This is a genomic window from Burkholderia sp. PvR073, from assembly GCF_054055695.1.
This window is the reverse complement of sequence record NZ_JBSRXO010000002.1, coordinates 1-18437: the sequence shown is the minus strand read 5'-3', so window position 1 is coordinate 18437 and position 18437 is coordinate 1. Positions and strand designations below refer to the sequence as shown.

Sequence of the window (18437 nt, the reverse complement as noted above, 5' to 3'; positions counted from 1 at the left end):
GCCGCGAGCTCGCAACACACCGCGAGCCGTTCGCACGCGCCGCGCACGTCCGGCATGCCCGGTTGCATCGTGTCTCTCGTCGACTTCGATCACGTGCTCCATTCGATGAAATTTCATGTCGATCGCGTCAGGCCGCGGCAGGCTCTCGCCGGCCAACCGGCTGCCAGCCGAGTGCCGGGGCGATATGCGTAATGAAGTCCTCGAGAATTTGCCGGTAATTCTCGAATGGCAGGTCGTAAGGCAATTCGAGGCGCAACTCCCGCACCTGTCCGACCACCGGATCGGCCAGCAACCGCTTCACGATCTCGTCCGAAGTGCCGACAAGATCCGGAGCGAACAGCGTGCGCCGCTCACCCTGCGGCGCGAGCGTGCGCGCATGACGCGCGTCGGCAAACGCGCGATAGCGTTCGCGCTCCCGTGCATTCGCACTGTCGGTCGGCACGATCACGCGCCCCAGCGCAATACGCGGAGCGGCGGACTCGCTCCAATGCGCGCGATACAGCTCGATCTGCCGGAGCTGAGCATCGACGTAACTGTCGGTTCCCTCACCCGTCGTCAGATTGCCGATCAGCAGGTTGAAGCCGTTTCTGGCAGCCCACTCGATCGAGCGCCTTGACCCGCCTCCGTACCAGAGCCGGCCCGTCAGTCCGGGCGCATACGGACCCACGCGCGGCCGCACCCGGCCCGCGGCCGACTCCACGAACGTGTCGTCGTCTCCGAGCCAGTCGCCGGCGAGATTGCGACGCAGGCGCGCCACACGCGCGTGCGAGAAATCGACCAGCTCCGGATCGGTATCGAACAGCCGCTCGCCCAGCAGTGCGCCGTGATTCGGTGCGCCCGCGCTGAGTCCGACATTGAGCCGCCCGCGCGACAGCACGTCCACGGTCGCAAGATCTTCTGCCAGCCGGAACGGATTCTCGTAGCCCATCTGGATCACCGCCGCCCCGAGCCCGATCCGGGTCGTCCGCTGGCTCGCCGCCGCGAGAAACGTGGCGGCCGACGATACGGCGCGCTCGAGATGGCGCTGCCGAACCCACGCGCTGTCGTAACCGAGCGCCTCGCCCACGCGGAACAGTTCGAGCGTCCGCTCGAATCCCGCGCTCGCGTCTTCGTCGGGATAATTTCCCGGCGTCAGGAAGGCAATATGATCAATGCGTACGTTGCTCACCTTTTTCATCCTTCGTCATTTGCCGTGGCGCCGATGCATGTCGCCCACGCGATACGCCTGCCGAACCGGCCGCCATGACAGCACCACTACGACAGCACCTTGGACAGGAACTCGCGCGTACGCGGATGCGCCGGAGCCCTCAGTACCGCTGACGGCGGCCCCGATTCCACGACACGCCCGCCGTCCATGAAAACGATCGTGTCCGCCACTTCCCGCGCAAAACCGATTTCGTGCGTCACGATGATCAGCGTGGTCCCGGAACGGGCGAGCTGCCGAATCACGTCGAGCACTTCGTTCACGAGTTCCGGGTCGAGCGCGGAGGTCGGCTCGTCGAACAACAACACCTTGGGCTTCAGCGCAAGCGCGCGCGCGATGGCGACGCGCTGCTGCTGCCCGCCGGACAACTGACGCGGCCACGCATCGGCCTTGCCGGCCAGGCCCACCCGGGCGAGCAGCGTCCGTGCTTCCGCTTCCGCCTGTGCACGCGACAGGCCGGCCGCGACCGGCGCCTCGACGAGGTTCTCGAGCACGGTCAAATGCGGGAACAGGTTGAAGCTCTGAAACACCATGCCGACTTCGGCACGGCGGCGCAGGATGTCCTTTTCCTTGAGCTCGTAAAGCGTGCGCCCGTCGCGGCGATAGCCGACCAGCTCGCCATCGATGTCGATGAACCCCTCGTCCACGCGCTCCAGATGGTTGATGGTGCGCAACAGCGTCGACTTGCCCGATCCCGACTGCCCGAGCACGACCGTCACGCTCCCGGACGGAATCGCCAGCGACACGTTGTCGAGCACCTTCAGCGACCCGAAGCTCTTCGATACGCGGTGAATGCCGACGGCCGCGCCGACACGCTGCTTCGCCCAGCCGCCCGTCTCTGCACCCGGCGCAGCGGCAGCGTCCGGCCGGGCGCCAGCCGCCTGACCCCGGCTCAGGAACGCCTCAGCCGCGAGACGACATCTGCGCAGAACTGCGAAGAGGCCCGATACAGCGACCTGGTCGCGCGTCGCGCCGCGCGCATAGTGGCGCTCGATATGCACCTGGATCGCCGACAGCACGGTCAGGATGACCAAATACCAGACGGTCGCAACCATCAGCATCGGAATGACTTCGAGGTTGCGGTGGTAAATGATCTGCACCGTGTAGAACAGATCCGGCATCGCGAGGATATAGACGACCGCCGTGCCCTTCGCGAGTCCGATCACGTCATTGAACGCGGCGGGCAGGATCGCGCGCATCGCCTGGGGCAATACGATGCGCCAGGTCTGGCGCGCGCGCGGCAGGCCGAGCGCGGCCGCGGCCTCGCGTTGCCCGTGTTCGACCGACAGGATGCCGCCGCGGATCGCCTCTGCCGCAAACGCGGCCTGGGTCAGCGTGAGGCCGAGAATGGCCGCCATGAAGGGCGTGATCAGATCCGTGGTGGGGCCGCGCAGGAATACGATGTCCGTGAACGGGATTCCCAGCCTGACCGTGTCGTACAGATAGCCGAGATTGTTCAGCAACAGCAGCAGAACGATGGTCGGAATCGAGCGGAACAACCAGATGTACGCCCATGAGCACGATGACAGCAGCGGCGAACGTGAGAGCCGCGCGAGCGCGAGTGGAATGGCCAGCGCGAAGCCGAGCACCGCACCGAGCGCCGTCAACAGCAGCGTCTGCCCGAGGCCCGCGAGCACGGCCTCCGAGAAAAACCAATGAGCAAAGACGTTCCAGCCCCAGCGCGGGTTGCCGAGCACCGAATAGAGAACGGAAGCGATCAGCCCGATCGCCACGACCGTGCCGGCCGTTCTCGCCAGATAGCGTGCGGGAACGACCTGGTAATCCGCGTAGTCGGGTACCGCCGGCGCCGCGGCATCGGGCACGAACGGTGCATGGCCGGCAATCCGGGAGAAATCGTTCATCACGCTGTCTCAACGGGTGCGTAGCGGCTCGCGCGACGCGGCAAGCCGAGATGGTCGCGCAGCGTCGCGCCCGGTAACGCGCGGTGGTAGCGACCCCGCGCTTCGAGTGCGGGAATCACGTAACGGACGAAATCCTCGAGCCCTTCCGCCTGCACCTGGAAACCGAGGATGAAGCCGTCGGCCGCGCCTGCATCGAACCAGCGGATCAGTTCGTCCGCGACCTGCTCGCCGGTGCCGATGAACCCGGGTTTCGGCGTTGCGACCTCGAGCGCCACTTCCCTGAGCGTCGAACCGTTTTTCCTCGCATCTTCCTTGATGCGATCGGTAGTGGACCGGAAACTGTTCCTGCCGAGCTCACCCAGCTCCGGAAACGGTGCGTCGAGCGGGTACTGCGAAAAATCGTGATGCTCGAAGAAGCGGCCGAGGTAGGCCAACGCTTCGTCGATCGTGAGCAGGTCGCGAATCGCGCGGTACTTCTCGTCGGCCTCTTCGCGTGTCGCGCCGACGATCGGTCCGATGCCGGGGAATATCTTCACGTCGGTTCGTGCACGACCCTGCGCCACCGCGCTGTCGCGCATGCGTTCGGCAAATTCGCGCGTCTCGTCGAGCGACGGCGCATGGGTAAACACCGCATCGGCATACTTGCCGGCCAGCGCGATGCCGGCATCCGACGATCCCGCCTGGAAAATCACCGGCTGCCCTTGCGGCGAGCGCTGGATGTTCAGCGGTCCGGCCACGTTGAAAAAGCGGCCCTTGTGATTCAGCGTGTGCAGCTTGTCGCGGTCGAAGAAGCGGCCGCTCACGCGGTCGCGCACGAACGCGTCATCGTCCCAGCTGTCCCACAGGCCTTGCACCGTTTCCAGATATTCGTCGGCGATCTCGTAACGCAGCGCGTGGTCCGGATGTTCGCCGCCGTAGTTCTTCGCGGACCCTTCGAGCGGCGAAGTCACGACGTTCCAGCCGGCGCGGCCTCCGCTGATTAGGTCGAGCGATGCGAACTGTCGCGCCACCGTGAACGGATGGCTGTAAGACGTGGACAGCGTGCCGGCCAGCCCGATCTTCGATGTCGCCGTCGCAAGCGCGGACAGGACCGAGATCGGCTCGAAGCGGTTCAGGAAATGCGGGATCGATTTCTCGTTGATGTAGAGGCCGTCCGCGACGAACACGAATGCCACGCCGTTGGCTTCGGCCTTCTGCGCGATGCCAGTCACGAAATCGATATTGACGCTCGCGTCGGCGGGACCGGCCGGATGCTTCCACGAATTCATGTGGCCGCCGGCGCCGTGAAGGATCAGTCCGAATGTCAGGTTACGTTGGGTCATGGTCAAAATTCGCACACGGAAGAAGGAAAGGGGGCGATTGCCATCAAACGCCGATCGGCTGCTCGACGCTTGCCAGCGCTTCGAGCGATGCGAGACGTTTCGCGGGGTCCGTCACCGGGTTGTCGATCACGAACTCGTCGATCCCGAAGCGCTCATGCAGCGCATCCAGCTCCCGGCGCACCTCTTCCGCCGTACCGACCAGCACTTGCGGATGCAGCTCGTCGATCCGGTAATCGGTCACGCCGGTCTGGTGCGCAAAATCGGCCGCCGCCTCCGCGCTTGGCAGGTTGACGCTCTGCCCGTTCCCGAAGCGCAGCTTGAAGATCCTCAGTGCGCCGACCTGGCGCTTCGCGTCCTCGGACGATTGCGCGGCGACCGCGAACAGCGCGAGCAGCGGCACGCGGCCCGTCGCGTTGCGATAGACGTCGATCGACCGCTCGATATTGGCAACGTCGCCGTTGAAGTGGCCTGCGTAGCAGAACTGCCAGCCATGCCGCGCAGCCAGTTCGGCGCTTTCCGGGCTGCCGCCCAGCAGGATTCGCTGCGGCGGCTCCGCCGGTGCGGGCAGTGCGATTGCACCGGCCAGCGGATGATCGGGCGCGACGCCTTCGCCGAGAAACGCATCGAGCTCGGCGAGTTGTCCGGCGAAATCCGGCTTCTTCGACTTGTCGTGAAACCATTGCAATGCGCGCGTGGCGAGCGGCAGCCCGCCGGGCGCCTTGCCCACGCCGAGGTCGACGCGGCCGGGTGCGATGGAAGCCAGCACGCGAAACGATTCGGCGACTTTGTAAGGGCTGTAATGCTGAAGCATCACGCCGCCCGACCCGACGCGAATCCGTGACGTATGCGCAAGCAAATGCGACACAACGATTTCAGGCGCCGAACTCGCGAGACCCGGCGCGCCGTGGTGTTCCGCGATCCAGTAGCGCTTGTAGCCGAGCGCTTCGGCGCGCTTCGCGAGTGCGATCGTGAAACTAAGTGCGTCATGCGCGCTCGCCCCTTCTGCAATCGGGCTTTTGTCGAGAATCGAAAGGGAATAAGACATGGGCTCAACCTTGTAGAACCGCTGACCCGCCGAAACGAAGCGGCGTCCGGCGAGTGCCGATACAGCGGAACATGCCGGACAGGTCATTCATTATGGATAACGGATCATCTTCCCGTTACGGTCATTTCTGCTATGGATATGGTCGTTCGATCAAAACAGATAGCGTGCGCGCAGATAATAAAATCCGCCGTTGACGCCGATCGTGCTGCCGCCGCTGTACTGAATACCTTCCAGTTGTGTCTCGAAAGGCAGCTTGCTCGGGCGAGCGTCGAACAGGTTTTGCGCGCCCGCCGCGATCTGGAACTGCTTGGTCACGTCATAGCGCACTTCCAGGTCGGTCACGTACCGCGCGGCTTCCTCGTAGTGAACGAACTGCGACGTCGAGAATGCGTTCGGGCCGACGAAGTACGTCCCCTCGCCCGAGGTCTTCCCGTAACGCGTTTCGTGCAGCGTGACCGCCCACTTGTCGAGACGCCAGGTGCCGCCGATGATGATCTTGTTCTTCGGTGTCGTGGTGGACAGCGACGCGATCTGTTGCCCGTTCAACGACGGTTTCCCGTTCGATCCGTTCGCCACGTGCGTGACCGAGGTCGTATTCAGGTTCACGCCGAAATCCCAGTCCACCTGGCCATAGCGACCGAAGCCGGTGTGATAGGTGCCTGCCAGGTCGATCCCGCGCGTGCGCGTGTTGGCGCCATTGGTGAAGTAACTTGCGCTGACCGCCGATGCCGGCACCGATCCCGGCACGCTCAGGCCTGCACCTTCGAGCGCGGCGATGGCCGCGGCGCCCGACGCGGTTCCGCCAAGAACGATCCGGTTGCGGATATTGATCTGGTACGCATCGATCGTCAGCTGCAGGTTGCGAACGGGATTGAGCACCAATCCGAAGTTGTAGCTGGTCGACTGCTCGGGCTTCAGCGCCTGCGCGCCGATCAGGCGCGCGCCGGGCGATGTCGTTGCCAGGATGCCGCCCACGGACGCCGGCGACGTGGTCACGCTGGTATAGGACTCCTGGGCCAGCGAGGGCGCACGAAAGCCCGAACTCACGCTGCCGCGAACCGCAATGGCCGGCGAGAACTGGTAACGGGTCGAGATCTTGCCGTTGGTCGTGTCGCCGACGTCGTTGTAGTGCTCGTAACGGCCCGCCAGATTCACTTGCCATTTCGGCGTCAGGTAGGTCGACAGATCGACGTACGTGCCGATCACGTTGCGCGAGATGTCGCTCGCGCTGACCGGCGCCAGGCCCGGCAACGCAGCCGAGCCGCCGTCGATCCACGATGCCTGCTCGCCATTGCGGATCGTATAGGTTTCGCGACGCTGCTCGACGCCTACGGCGACATTCAGCGGTGCGGGCAGCAGCGGGACATTGAATGCCCGCGACAAATCGAGGTTGTTCGTCAGCTGGGTGTTACTGACGGTCGACAGATGAAAGGTAGACGGCGTAAACCCCGTTGCTGCGTACAACCCCGTGTTGGCGGAATTGCGCATCCCGAACACGCTGTAGTCGCCGCCATAGGTCGTGCTCAGATCCCATGCCCAGCCGAACAGGTTCTTGCCCTTGACACCGGCCGTCACCGAGTAATCGTTCTCGTTGATCGTTTCGACCGGCACGAACCCGTTCGGGTAGACCTGCGGCAGGACCGACGGCGGACGAAAGTTCTGGTACGCGTCGCCGTTCCGGTGCGCATAGGTGCCGAACCCGTAGAGCTCGACGTCGTCGTCGAGGTAGTAGCCGGCGTTGAAGCCGACCGTTTCGCGCGAGCTCGACGGGTCGCCGAGGATCGGGTTGTAATAGCCCTGCCCCTGCAGAAACCGCCCGAAATAGTCGTCGGGCCCGGTGCGGATCGTATGGTTCTGCCGGTCGAATCCGGCGCTCAGATCGAGGAAACCCTTGTCGGCGATGTTCAGGCCGATCGTCGCGGATTCGCTCGTCTTGAAGCCGTCGCCCGAGTACGTCTGTCCGTTGGTCGTCGAGAGTTCGCCGCCGCGCGTGTTGCGCTTCAGGATGATGTTGATCACGCCCGCGATCGCATCGGAACCGTACTGTGCGGATGCACCGTCACGCAGCACTTCGACATGGTCGATCAGGCCCACCGGGATGGTATCGATATCCACGCCGGTCGAGCCCTGGTTCAGGCCCGGGTCGAGCGTGATGTTCGCGGTCGTATGGCGGCGCTTGCCATTCACCAGCACGAGCACGTGGTCGGGCGTCAGGCCATGCAGCGACAGCGTGTCGGTCAGCACGCCGGTATCACCCGAGTTCGAGGTCCGCGTGATCGACGGCGACAGTTTCACCAACGCATCGCGCAGGTTGGTCTGCCCCGTCGCACGCAACTGATCGCCGCCGATCACGTCGATCGGCGTCAGGCTCTTGCTCGCCCGCGTCTCGGTGCGCGAACCCGTGATCACGACGCGGTCCTGAACCTGCACCTTGCCGTCCGGTGCGGCCGAAGCCGACGATGCCGGTGCGGCCGCGCTACTGGCCGGCGTCGCGGCCGCAGCCGCTGCGGCCCCCGCTCCCGCGTCCTGCGCCCAGGCCGCGCCATGAAAAACGCCAGCCGCCACCGCGACCGATATCACTGTCCTGCGCGTCTTCGGCGAAACCCCTTCGCCTCGTGTGTGCCGCATGATTTCTCCGCTCTTTGTCGATTGAAGGCACGCTACTCGGTGCATTTTCGTAGTACTACATATATTTGTTGAAACGACATTCCGGGCGGCATCTCATCTTCAGCCGCTCAAAACCAGATCAGAGATCGGGAAGCCCCGGAGGATTGGTCGAGGCCTTCGTGATCGCCTCGCTGTCGAGATTCCAGCGGCTCAGTACCTGGCGATACCGGCCGTTCTGAATCAGGTCGTTGATCGCATAGGTAATGGGCGCTGCGAGCCCGCCGTCCTTGCGAGTCGTGACGGCCACCTCGGCCGTGTGAGGCCATCCGCCACTTACCGTGCCGACCTGCCTGATCTTCGCACCCTGACTCACCTGGTAAGCCAACACCGCATTGACGCTGAAAATCGCGTCGGCACGTCCCGATGCCAGCGCCAGCGTCCGCACCGACGGATCCTCGTAATACAGCACGTGAATCGGCTTCAGCCCGTGTGCGACATTTTCCTTGTCCCATGCCAGCAGGATTTTTTCCTGGTTGGTGCCCGAGTCGCCGATCACCCGCAATCCGGCGATATCCTTCGGCTCACGGATCTGCTTGATGGCGCTGTTCTGCTCGACGTAGAAACCCAGCACGTCGCGGCGATAGGTCGAGAAGTCGAACTTCTGCTTCCGCGCCTCGGTCACGGTCACGTTCGACAGCACCGCGTCGACTTTGCCAGACGCTACGGCGAGCGGCCAGTCCGCCCATGCGAGCGGCACGAGCTTGAGCTTGAGGCCGAGTTCGTCCGCCACCAGTTGCGCGAGATCCGGATCGGCCCCGACGATCGTTTTCGCATCCGTTGCGTACACACTGATCGGCGGAACGCCCACTGAGATCCCGACAGTCAGGACGCCCTTTTCGACGAAGCGGAAGTTCTCCGGAATCAGCTTGATGGCCGCGGCATCCGGCGTGACGCGCGGGCGATCATGTTGATCGGCGCTCAGATTCAACGATGGCGCCGACTCCGCGATGCCAGCCACGACCACGAGGGCAAACACACCGGACAATGCCATGCCGATTCCGCGACGACGATTCATTTTTCGATATCCCGTAGAAGTATTCATTCTTCATGCGCCGAACGGCCGACCCAACGGCCTGTCCGGCTTCAAATCCTGCAAGCGATCGGTACGGCCCGGTTCGAGCAGATCCTTCGCAAAAGGCAGTCGCCAGTGCACTTCCAGTGCGATCGCCGGATCGTATAGCGGTGCGTAGCCGGTGCCGGCATAGAGCGCCGAGGCCTCCGGTTGACGGAATCCGGTCGTGAGATAAACGCGCCGGTATCCCTGCTTCAACGCGCGGGATTCGAGCTCGGCCACCACGCGGCGCGCGACGCCCTGGCGACGCACGCCGGAATGCGCCCAGATGCGCTTGAGCTCGGCAGTCGTTTCGTCGTAGCGCTGAAATGCGCCGCCGCCCACGACTTCGTCGCCTCGGCGAATCAGCACGAAGGCGCCGTCGGGGGGCGCAAACAGTGCGGCCGGATACGTCAGGAGTTCATCGCGCACGACTTCCGCGGGCACGGAGCGAAAGTCCTGATAGCGCGTGGAATACTCGATCGACAACTCGTCGAACATCGGCAGCGCAAGCGGGTCAAGCGGGGAGGTGTCGATTACTTCGTCTGTCACTGATACGCCAGATGCATCGCGTCATCTGCCTCTGATTTTCCGGATTGGATCGATTTGTTCGACACGGTTAATTTCCTGTGTCGCGTGGCCCAATAGTGCGCGTTAACCATTCACGCGCAAACCAAGCATTTTCGAAATCGTTATGCACACAGATACACATAATCAGGATTACATATCGTAAAGACCGGAATGCGCCGCAAATCCCGTTCGCCCTGCCGGTCACGCCGTCGGATGCCGCGCTCGTCTGCTTGCCCAGTCCGCGCATGCCGCCGCGATCGCACCGGCTACCAGAAGCAATATCGGCATCAACACTTCGACGAACGCATCCCGGTACGCCGCCAGGCCAGTTGAAGACGATGCCTGCATCAGGAAGACACCGGTTCCCCAAGACATGCCGATCGAGCAAGCAAGGCGCTGCGATAACTGCAGAAACCCTGCAGCCAGCCCGCGCCCTTCCGCCTGGCCGATCTCGGCGAGCGTCATCGCCTGATTCGGTGCATGGATCAGGCCGCTGGCGACGCCCTGCAGCATGACGATCGCGGGATACGAAAGCACAAGCCAGCGAACCTCGAAATATTCGGTGGCCAACCCTTGCATCGCGACCGCAAGCGCATAACACCCTATCGCGAATACCGTCCCGCCACGGCCAAAGCGCGCGGCGAAACGCCAGCTCCACATCGCCGATGCAATCGATGCCAGCGCGGCCGGAATCGACAGCGCGGCATACACCAGCGGATCGAGATGCGCGCCGTCGAGAAAGAACAACGCGCTGACCATTCCGAGGGTGACGCCCGCTGCAAACTGACACATTGCGACGAGCGTTCCGAACACGTAGCCGCTCGAACCGATCAGGCTGCGAGACAGAATCGGCGTGCCGCCGTGACGCTGATACGCCGCCTCCCATGCAAGAAACAATGGCAGCCCGGCAACCGCGACCGCGACGCAGACACGCCGCGGCGGCATTGCCGCGCTCCCGACCAGCGTGGCGAGCATGAGCGCGAGCGTGATCGCGGAGAGAAGAATCAACCCGATCAGGTCGATCGAAAACCGGCGACTCGATAGTCGGTGGCGCGGCAAATACCGAAGCGCCAGACAGAACACGACGATCCCGAATGGAGCATTGGCGAGGAACAGCAACCGCCAGCCCGCATCCGGGGGAACCGATGCCAGAATCAGTCCGCCGAGAATCGGTCCGACGAGCCCCGACAAACCGCCTGCCATCGCGTATCGTCCGAGTGCCCTGGCTTGCGCCGTGCCGGTGAACAGATCCTGGATCAGGCCGAATATCTGCGTATTGATCATCCCCGCGCCGAGCCCTTGCAGCACACGTGCAACGATCACCGTTCGCGCATCGGCCGCCAATCCGCCTAGAACGCTGAAGCCGGTAAACATCGCCAGCCCGACCAGAAACAGCAGACGGCGCCCGATCACGTCGCCAAGCCGGCCGGCCGGGACGAGAGCGATGCCGAACGCGATGGAATAAACCGACGTGATCAGCTGTATTTCCGCTGTCGACGCGCGCAGTCCGCTCCTGAGAGCCGGCACCGCAAGCGTGAAAATCGCCTGATCGAGAAGCGTGGTGAAGCCCATGGCGACGCAGATGCCCAGCACGATGTCGGCACGGGCGCTCGCATCGTGCGAAGCAGCGCGCGCATCGAGCCATCGGGACGGCCAGCCGAATCGGCCGGACGGCTGCGTCTGGGCAACGGCGTCTGCAACCTCGGCCTGCACGGATGCGTGCCGCTCGTCGCGGGTCATCGACTCAATCCGCACGGCTTGCGTGCGCCACTTGCACCGGCAGCAGATATTTCTCGAACAGCACGCCGGGAGGCGCATCTTCACCGAAATCGTGCGATGACAGCAGCGTATAGCCGGAGGATCGGTAAAGGCCAACCGCCTCGGGTTGTCGCGGCCCGGTTCCCAGATGCACGCGCGTATAGCCTTGCCGGACAGCCTGCGCCTCGAGTTCGGCCAGCACGCGCCGTGCCAACCCCTGACGGCGATGCGCGCGACTCACCCAGATCCGCTTGAACTCCGCCGTGGCCGGGGTGTGATGACGCATGAACGCACCGCCCGCGATGGCCCGGCCCTCTCGCAACAGCAGCAGAAACGCGCCATGAGGCCGCGCGAAAGCTTCGACCGGGTAGCGCATGAGCTCCTCGTCGAGTTCCTCCTCGGAAATATAGGCCGCGTAGCGGCTGCTGTACTCGTACGCCAGCTCGTCGAACAGCGGCCGCGTGAGCGGGTCCCTGGCCGACACATAGACGAACCGGTCCTGCCGATCCAACGAAGATTCGACTTCAGACATCAAAACGCCTCCTCACCCACCGTTGCCCCAGTTCGGGCCGTTTTTTCATGGTCGATCCGCCGACGCACACATCGATGCTCACGCCGACGGCGCCGGCTGAACAGCGCGCTCGAGCAGCGCACGCAATGCGGCGCTGACGCCATCGGGCCGCTCGAGCATCAATTGATGCCCCCGACGTGGGGGACGTGCAGATTCGTCTGCTCGCGACCGAAGCGCTGCTCGACCGTGCGGCCGCTGCGCTCGACGCGTTGATCGGCGAACACGAGCGCCTTCGCGCGCACCGAAAGGGGGCGATGCTCGCTTTCCGGCAACGAGATGAGCGGAGGGGAATCTGTGCGGTTGTCCATGGTCCGGGCGCGGGCGCGGGCGGACCGGTTGACGATATTGGCGTCCGCCCGAGGGTTTGATCTTAGTCAACCTCGACCGCGCGCAAAATACCGATTGCTGTGATGCTTCGCTGCCGCGCGCAGATAACGAATCCCGTGTGTGTCGCGTAACGCGCCCGGCGTGCCGTGCGGAACGCCGGGCGCGTCATGGCGGCCGGCGGAGGTCGGCCGCGCACCCGGTCAACCGACGAACTTCGCCGCGACGCCGCTGCGCACACCCGCCCACGCGGACGTGCGCGCGGCCGAAGCGTGGCTGACGGCCGATGCGTCGCTGCCCGTGCCGCGCGCGCTGTACGCGCCACCTGCGCTGCCCTTTACTGAGCGCTGGATCCGCCATCCAGAACCAACTCGGCCCCATTCATCCAGCGGCTTGAAGCCACGAAACAAACTGCATCCGCGACATCCTTTGGCTTTCCGAATCCCATAGGATGAGTGCTTGCCAGGAGGGATTCCGCTACGTGCTCGTCCGGAGCCAATCCCGAGTCCACAAGGCTTTTGACAACGGATTTTCCCATCCCCCCTTCGACGACAGCCGGGTGAATCGAATTAACTCGAATACCATAACCAAGGTGCGCACATTCAATGGCGGCGGCTTTGGTCAAGAGGCGAACGCCGCCCTTAGCGGCACAATACGCACTCAAACCAAACGTACCGACGATACCGGCCAGTGACGAGATATTTATGATGCTGCCGCCGTGCCCGCTACTACCGCCTGGTTTCATCACTCGAATCGCCCACTTTGTGCCGAGGAACGTTCCTTCCAGATTCACCTTCTGAACGCGCTGGAATTGCTCAACGGTGAGATTCTCGAGAAGCGAAAAAGCTTCTATCCCGGCGTTGTTCACTACGAGGTCCAGACGACCGTGCGTCTCAACGGCGAATTGGACAACTCGCTGCCAGTCAGGCTCGCTCACTACATCATGTTTGACGAATTGCGCCCCTTGAATAGCTCGTGCAGTCGTTCGGCCCAAGTCCTCCAGGACATCCGACACGATTACTCTTGCGCCTTGGCGCGCCAGAGTAGTCGCGATCTCCGCACCAAGACCTTGTGCGGAACCAGTTACCAACGCCACCTTGCCATTTAAATCAAGAATCGGCTGATCCATCACACTCACTCCAACAGTTCGGGTAGTTTGCCCTGGCGCACCTGTCCGCCACGCCCGTCGCCTACCTGACCTTCGGGCGGCTTTCGCGTCGCGGCGGGGCAGGAAAGCGCGCAGGAAGAAATAGGCGCGTTCGTTTTCATCCCCGCGAATCGGGGAATTCGCGAAGTTGTACGCGACATTTCGACGGATCAGGGATTGCTCCAACCCTCCGCATAGAGCTGCTGACAAAGAAGCCCAAGGCGCATGGTCACCGTGTAGCTCTCGCCATCCCCGATAAGGGAGGGACGGGTGTCGCGGAACAGCTTCTCGATGGGATATTCGCGTGTCGTGCCCACCGCGCCGAAAAGCTGAAGCGCCTCGTGGACCACTTTCATCGCCTCTTCGGTTACCGTCACCTTGTTCGCTGCAGTGACATAGGGGTGGACCCGCTCCGAAAGGCGTGCAAACGCGAGTGAGCGCCGAGCCGTCGCGCGGGCCAGTTCAATCCGGCGCAGCATGTCGCCGAGACGATAACGGGTCAGCTGATGATCGATCAGCAGCCTTCCGCCCTGTTTGCGTTCATGGCAGTACTGCAGCGCCATCTCGAACGCCGCGCGGGCAACGCCCACGAATATCGGCGACGTGTGTGCTCCGGCGTAAGACCACACGGAAGCAAAATTGCCGTAGTACTCGTCTTTCAACGCGACGGCGAAACGTTTCGGAACACGAACGTTGTCGAAATAGATTTCCCCTTGAGGAAGCGCGCGAAGGCCGATTTTTTCAAGCGGCTTGCCGCGCGAGACCCCGGGAAGGTCGAGAGGGATGATCACCCCGACACCGTACGGCAGGCCGTTCTTGTCAAGCCGTCCATCGCCATAGTCCGCGCCCATATAGGCGATCGCCACTTGCGCAACGGCGCCGTTGGATACCCAGGCCGAGCTTTGTCCGTTGATCACGATCTCGTCGTCGCCCACCTTCGCCCACAGGTTGCCTTGATTACCCGGCGTGCCTTGCGGCCAATCGCGTTCGATGTCGAACACCTGGAAGTCACTGCCCCGGTCGGGCTGCGTTCCAATCCAGCACCCGATGCGGCCGGCACACAGCTCGACCAGTTCCTGCTTGCCGGCCGTAACAGCCAGTTGCATGGGGAAGTTGGCGATCCCCAGCGACAGGGCAAGCCCGCTGTCGCCCCATCCGAGCTCCTCGGCGATCATCGATTCCATGCGCAACGCCGTCTCGGCGGGCAGCGAAGCGAACAGCGCGGGATCTACGCCGAGCTTCGCGAACTCTGTAAAGACCGAGTAAAAGGGCGATCCTGGCGCAATGGCCTGCTCCGCGGTCATCTTGTCCAGCTCCGTGCCCGTTGGGCGGAGGACTTCCTTAGCAAACCGATGAAGCGTTTCCTGAACGGCGCGCTCCTCCTCGGACAGCGGCGTTTCGAAACCGGTCAGGCAAACGTCCGGCAAGGTCAGTTCAGTTTTCAGTCGCAGCACGTTCGTCTCCTTTGGATTTAAGCAACGCGTCATGCGTTGGGCAGGCCTTTGGCATATTTCGCCAGCGCCGGATCCATGAAGTCCCACGGCTGAGCACTGGTGGTGTAGAAGTCCATCGAGGGCGAGTACTGGCTAGGATCATCGAGACTGCCGCAGAAAATCAGCACAATCTCGGGCTTCTCCGCGATCTTTCCAAGGATGGGCGATCCGCAATCGGGGCAAAAGCCACGCTCCACGTCGTGGCCGAGATCACTCTTCACCCCGTGATATCGTGGCTCGCCCGATACGATCCGAAACGCGGGAGCCGGCACGATCCGCACCGAGGCGTAAGCACTGCCGGTTGCACGTTGACAGTCACGGCAATGGCAGTTCAATGAGAAAATCGGCTCGGCCGAGCACTCGTAGCGAATCGCCTTGCAGGCGCACCCTCCACTGTATGAATGACTCATGTACATCTCCTCTTCGGTTGTTGAGCGGAGGACGCTTCACGAACCTCCGATGCAGTTTGTTCAGCGCAATGTGCGTGGGCATTTGCTCGACTTAGCTCAAGTTTGCTGCCACACCGGGCATCACGGTTTCAAGATCAGCTTGCCCGTTGATCGGCGAGATTCAAGTAACGCATGTGCGTGAGCCGCCTCGGAAAGAGGGAAACACCCGCCGATCGGCACCGTGATCTGCCCGGACTCGACCCATCCCATCAGGCGGGAGAACTGTCGTTTCATTCGCTCGGCGTCAGCGAGGTGCACCCCAAGATAGAAGCCGCAGACACCGAGGTTGCCCCCAAGCAGGTGGGCCGCATCCACGAGCATCGGCTCGTTGGAAGCCGCGCCGTACGCGACGATGCGCCCGGAAGGCCTGAGAAGAGCCAGCTCGCGAGCGAGTGCCTCGCCGCCCTGGACATGGAGGATGAGATCGAAGCCTTCGTTGTTCGTGAGGGCACGCGCCGCCTCTTCCCAGCCCGGCTCCGTATAGTTGACCGTGCCAGTCGCGCCTAGCTCACGGGCGAGTTCGCCCTTGTCCGGGGAACTCACCGCGCCGATGACATGACGGGCACCGAGCAATCGCGCAATTTGCACCGCCAATCCACCTACGCCGCCGGCCGCGCCTTCGACGAGCACGTTACGGCCCGTCACGGGACCGCCGACGTCGTCAAGCACCAGCAGCGCGGTCATGCCTTGCACGAAAATGGCCGCCGCAATGGATGAGTCGGCATCTTCCGGAATCGGAATCGCACTACGCGCTTCGACAATGACGTACTCGGCATAGCCGCCGTGATCGAACAGGCCGATAAGCCTCGAACCCGGCTGCCAGCCGGTCACTCCATCGCCAACGGACACGACGGTTCCACATATCTCGCTTCCCAGTACGATCGGAAGGGGTGTTGGGGCGGGATAAAATGCACCTCGGCGACGGACTGTATCGGCAAAATTGACGCCGGCGGCGTCCACCTTGACCAGTAGTTCTCCAACACGAGGCTTGGGCGCCTCGATGTCGACCAGCGTGAGCACCTCCGGTCCACCGGTACGTGCGATTTGTATTGCCTTCATTATCTGTATCTCCTCTCGTCAAACTAGAGCACGGCAGTCGCGCCGCCATCTACTGCAAGGATTTGCCCCGTGATGTGCTTGCCGGCATCCGATGCGAACAATGCGACCGCCCCCTTCAGATCTTCGCTGTCGCCGATACGGCGCAACGACACTTCCGCGGCGACGCTATCGGCGCCCAACTTATTGAGCAACCCGCGCGTCATGTTCGAAGGGAGAAAGCCCGGGGCGATCGCATTGACAGTAATCCCGCGCCGTTCCCACTCGCCCGCCAGCGCCCGAGTGAAATTGACGACGCCCCCCCTTGCTCGCGTTATAGGCAATCGTGCTCATGGGGTCGGGCGAATTACCTCTGAGCCCAGCGATCGATGCGATGTCGACAATTCGGCCGTACCCGCGCGGGATCATCGATCACTTGCCGATTTGCTGGGTAAGTAGAAAGAGGCCCCGGATGCTGAGATCCATCACCTTGTCCGATGCGTCGAAGGGATGATCCTCCGCCGGCGCACTCCACACTGCACCCGCATTGCTTACGAGGATATCGACGTGTCCCAATCTAGCGAGCGTCTCGTTGGCCAAGCGATGAATATCTATCTTGACCGCACCGTCCGCTGCGATGAAATCCGCTTCGATGCCCAGCGAATTCAAATGCGCCTGTGCCTCTTGCAATTCGCCGATTTCTCGAGCCGAGAGCACAACGCGCGCACCCAGTTCGCCGAGCGACTCGGCGAACTGCAAACTGAGGCCGCGCGAGCCGCCAGTAGGTCGTGGGAATATGTTTCTTGTGAGCGATGAAAAACCACGACCGCCCGAAGATGCGGTCCAGTTCCTGCTCGTAGATACCTTGGTAGGAGTTGACCGGGGGATCGATCGCCCCCGCCTCTTCGTCGAACAGCGCAGAAGCAGGATAGCCTTGCACGGTGGTATCAGGCACTTGCGTCTCCTAGATAGTTGCCCATGGCGAAGCATCGGCTCTTATTGCGGTATGCGGGCCGTTGGTGTGAGCGTCGCGCGCATTTCCGTTACTCGAACAATAGGCGTTCGCGGACTGTCCACCTTTGCTCACAGCGCGGAAAAGCTTTGCTTGTCGGGCAGCGACACCCGCGCATCACATGACGATGCTTCGCGGGGCAGCATCGATGGATGGCGTTCGCATTGTCCGCGGCGCCGCGCGCCTCGAGTCATCGAGACGGCCAGCCGAACCGGCCGAACGGTCGCACCGGGACAACGGTGTCTGCAAGCTCGGCATGCACGGACGCGTGCGGCTTGTCGCGAATCATCGATTCAATCCTGGCTGCTTGCGTGCGCCACCGGACGATCGTCGGGCAGGCCGGAATCGGCAAACTGACCCGGCTCATCAAGCTCGAGGGCAGCCGGTTGAAGATCTCTCCGGACACGCGGGAATGGACCGACGAAGTCCCACCGCTAGCAGGCATCAGCGCGTTCAGTTAGCGACGATTGCTCGCCGTCTCGGCAGCAGCAGAATTCACCGCACCCCAACCGGGTTGTACGAGGCAATCGCCGTTCGGCTGGGTCAAGTTTCAGGAAATTGAAGATGCGACGACGCGACCCCAGTGACATGCGAGCACACCAAGGCGTTAAGCGATGAGGTCAAGGATGTGCGCCGCGCCACGAGATTCTCAAGCTAGCGATCGCACTATTTAGTTTGGCAGCACTCGACCGCCGCAAACCCTGACGTCAAGTGTCAGCTTTTTTTCGCAGTCTCACGCCGGCGGAGCCGGCGTTTTTTGCAGGACGAACCCAGGTGGAAATATTACAGCGCCTTCTTCAGCAGACGGCCCATTTCCGACGGGTTGCGCGTCACGGTGATGCCGCACGCTTCCATGATTTCCAGCTTCGCTTCGGCCGTATCCGCACCGCCCGAGATCAGCGCGCCGGCGTGGCCCATGCGCTTGCC

General features: G+C 62.9%; 14 protein-coding genes and 2 pseudogenes. All 16 read right to left on the bottom strand.

The annotated features are described in order from the left end of the window. Window positions 1-127 precede the first annotated feature (127 nt). On the bottom strand, window positions 128-1177 hold the full coding sequence (locus tag ACVK00_RS07185) for an LLM class flavin-dependent oxidoreductase (protein WP_435521267.1): 1050 nt from the start codon (window positions 1175-1177) through the stop codon (window positions 128-130). A 77-nt stretch (window positions 1178-1254) separates the two neighbouring features. Further along, a complete protein-coding gene (locus tag ACVK00_RS07180; RefSeq protein WP_284895820.1) occupies window positions 1255-3066 on the bottom strand; it encodes an amino acid ABC transporter permease/ATP-binding protein in 1812 nt (603 codons plus the stop codon). Further along, window positions 3066-4388 (bottom strand): LLM class flavin-dependent oxidoreductase, encoded by a 1323-nt coding sequence (locus tag ACVK00_RS07175; protein WP_284895821.1) that lies wholly within the window; start codon window positions 4386-4388, stop codon window positions 3066-3068. The genes ACVK00_RS07180 and ACVK00_RS07175 overlap by 1 nt, the downstream gene beginning before the upstream one ends. A gap of 43 nt (window positions 4389-4431) precedes the next feature. Further along, window positions 4432-5433 carry an LLM class flavin-dependent oxidoreductase gene (locus tag ACVK00_RS07170; protein WP_284895822.1) on the bottom strand — a complete coding sequence of 334 codons (1002 nt, stop codon included), beginning with the start codon at window positions 5431-5433 and terminating at the stop codon, window positions 4432-4434. Window positions 5434-5583: 150 nt separating this feature from the next. After that, window positions 5584-8061, bottom strand: coding sequence for a TonB-dependent receptor plug domain-containing protein (locus ACVK00_RS07165; RefSeq protein ID WP_354123253.1), 2478 nt, complete (start codon window positions 8059-8061; stop codon window positions 5584-5586). A 118-nt stretch (window positions 8062-8179) separates the two neighbouring features. Further along, on the bottom strand, window positions 8180-9115 hold the full coding sequence (locus ACVK00_RS07160; RefSeq protein ID WP_175671121.1) for an ABC transporter substrate-binding protein: 936 nt from the start codon (window positions 9113-9115) through the stop codon (window positions 8180-8182). A 30-nt stretch (window positions 9116-9145) separates the two neighbouring features. Continuing rightward, window positions 9146-9703 (bottom strand): GNAT family N-acetyltransferase, encoded by a 558-nt coding sequence (locus ACVK00_RS07155; RefSeq protein WP_043172997.1) that lies wholly within the window; start codon window positions 9701-9703, stop codon window positions 9146-9148. A gap of 219 nt (window positions 9704-9922) precedes the next feature. After that, the gene (locus tag ACVK00_RS07150; RefSeq protein WP_284895847.1) at window positions 9923-11461 is read right to left on the bottom strand and encodes an MFS transporter; all 1539 of its coding nucleotides are present in this window, start codon (window positions 11459-11461) and stop codon (window positions 9923-9925) included. 4 nt (window positions 11462-11465) lie between these two features. Further along, complete coding sequence (locus tag ACVK00_RS07145) at window positions 11466-12011, bottom strand: GNAT family N-acetyltransferase (protein ID WP_284895849.1); 546 nt, start codon at window positions 12009-12011, stop codon at window positions 11466-11468. Between the two features lie 158 nt (window positions 12012-12169). Continuing rightward, window positions 12170-12358, bottom strand: coding sequence for a hypothetical protein (locus ACVK00_RS07140; RefSeq protein ID WP_284895851.1), 189 nt, complete (start codon window positions 12356-12358; stop codon window positions 12170-12172). A 353-nt stretch (window positions 12359-12711) separates the two neighbouring features. Further along, window positions 12712-13503 (bottom strand): SDR family NAD(P)-dependent oxidoreductase, encoded by a 792-nt coding sequence (locus ACVK00_RS07135; RefSeq protein ID WP_284895853.1) that lies wholly within the window; start codon window positions 13501-13503, stop codon window positions 12712-12714. A gap of 188 nt (window positions 13504-13691) precedes the next feature. Continuing rightward, window positions 13692-14975 carry an acyl-CoA dehydrogenase family protein gene (locus ACVK00_RS07130; protein WP_284895855.1) on the bottom strand — a complete coding sequence of 428 codons (1284 nt, stop codon included), beginning with the start codon at window positions 14973-14975 and terminating at the stop codon, window positions 13692-13694. 29 nt (window positions 14976-15004) lie between these two features. Beyond that, window positions 15005-15424 carry a GFA family protein gene (locus ACVK00_RS07125; protein ID WP_071336339.1) on the bottom strand — a complete coding sequence of 140 codons (420 nt, stop codon included), beginning with the start codon at window positions 15422-15424 and terminating at the stop codon, window positions 15005-15007. A gap of 120 nt (window positions 15425-15544) precedes the next feature. Then, window positions 15545-16522 carry a quinone oxidoreductase family protein gene (locus tag ACVK00_RS07120; RefSeq protein WP_085042830.1) on the bottom strand — a complete coding sequence of 326 codons (978 nt, stop codon included), beginning with the start codon at window positions 16520-16522 and terminating at the stop codon, window positions 15545-15547. 23 nt (window positions 16523-16545) lie between these two features. Further along, window positions 16546-17296, bottom strand: a pseudogene (locus ACVK00_RS07115) (SDR family oxidoreductase). A 997-nt stretch (window positions 17297-18293) separates the two neighbouring features. Further along, window positions 18294-18437, bottom strand: a pseudogene (locus ACVK00_RS07110) (succinate--CoA ligase subunit alpha); the annotation flags it as partial.

Coding starts and splice junctions, on each gene's coding strand:
- ACVK00_RS07185 (WP_435521267.1), bottom strand. CDS start 1,177: ATGAAAAAGGTGAGCAACGTACGCATTGATCATATTGCCTTCCTGACG.
- ACVK00_RS07135 (WP_284895853.1), bottom strand. CDS start 13,503: ATGGATCAGCCGATTCTTGATTTAAATGGCAAGGTGGCGTTGGTAACT.
- ACVK00_RS07140 (WP_284895851.1), bottom strand. CDS start 12,358: ATGGACAACCGCACAGATTCCCCTCCGCTCATCTCGTTGCCGGAAAGC.
- ACVK00_RS07180 (WP_284895820.1), bottom strand. CDS start 3,066: ATGAACGATTTCTCCCGGATTGCCGGCCATGCACCGTTCGTGCCCGAT.
- ACVK00_RS07125 (WP_071336339.1), bottom strand. CDS start 15,424: ATGAGTCATTCATACAGTGGAGGGTGCGCCTGCAAGGCGATTCGCTAC.
- ACVK00_RS07120 (WP_085042830.1), bottom strand. CDS start 16,522: ATGAAGGCAATACAAATCGCACGTACCGGTGGACCGGAGGTGCTCACG.
- ACVK00_RS07170 (WP_284895822.1), bottom strand. CDS start 5,433: ATGTCTTATTCCCTTTCGATTCTCGACAAAAGCCCGATTGCAGAAGGG.
- ACVK00_RS07160 (WP_175671121.1), bottom strand. CDS start 9,115: ATGAATCGTCGTCGCGGAATCGGCATGGCATTGTCCGGTGTGTTTGCC.
- ACVK00_RS07175 (WP_284895821.1), bottom strand. CDS start 4,388: ATGACCCAACGTAACCTGACATTCGGACTGATCCTTCACGGCGCCGGC.
- ACVK00_RS07165 (WP_354123253.1), bottom strand. CDS start 8,061: ATGCGGCACACACGAGGCGAAGGGGTTTCGCCGAAGACGCGCAGGACA.
- ACVK00_RS07150 (WP_284895847.1), bottom strand. CDS start 11,461: ATGACCCGCGACGAGCGGCACGCATCCGTGCAGGCCGAGGTTGCAGAC.
- ACVK00_RS07145 (WP_284895849.1), bottom strand. CDS start 12,011: ATGTCTGAAGTCGAATCTTCGTTGGATCGGCAGGACCGGTTCGTCTAT.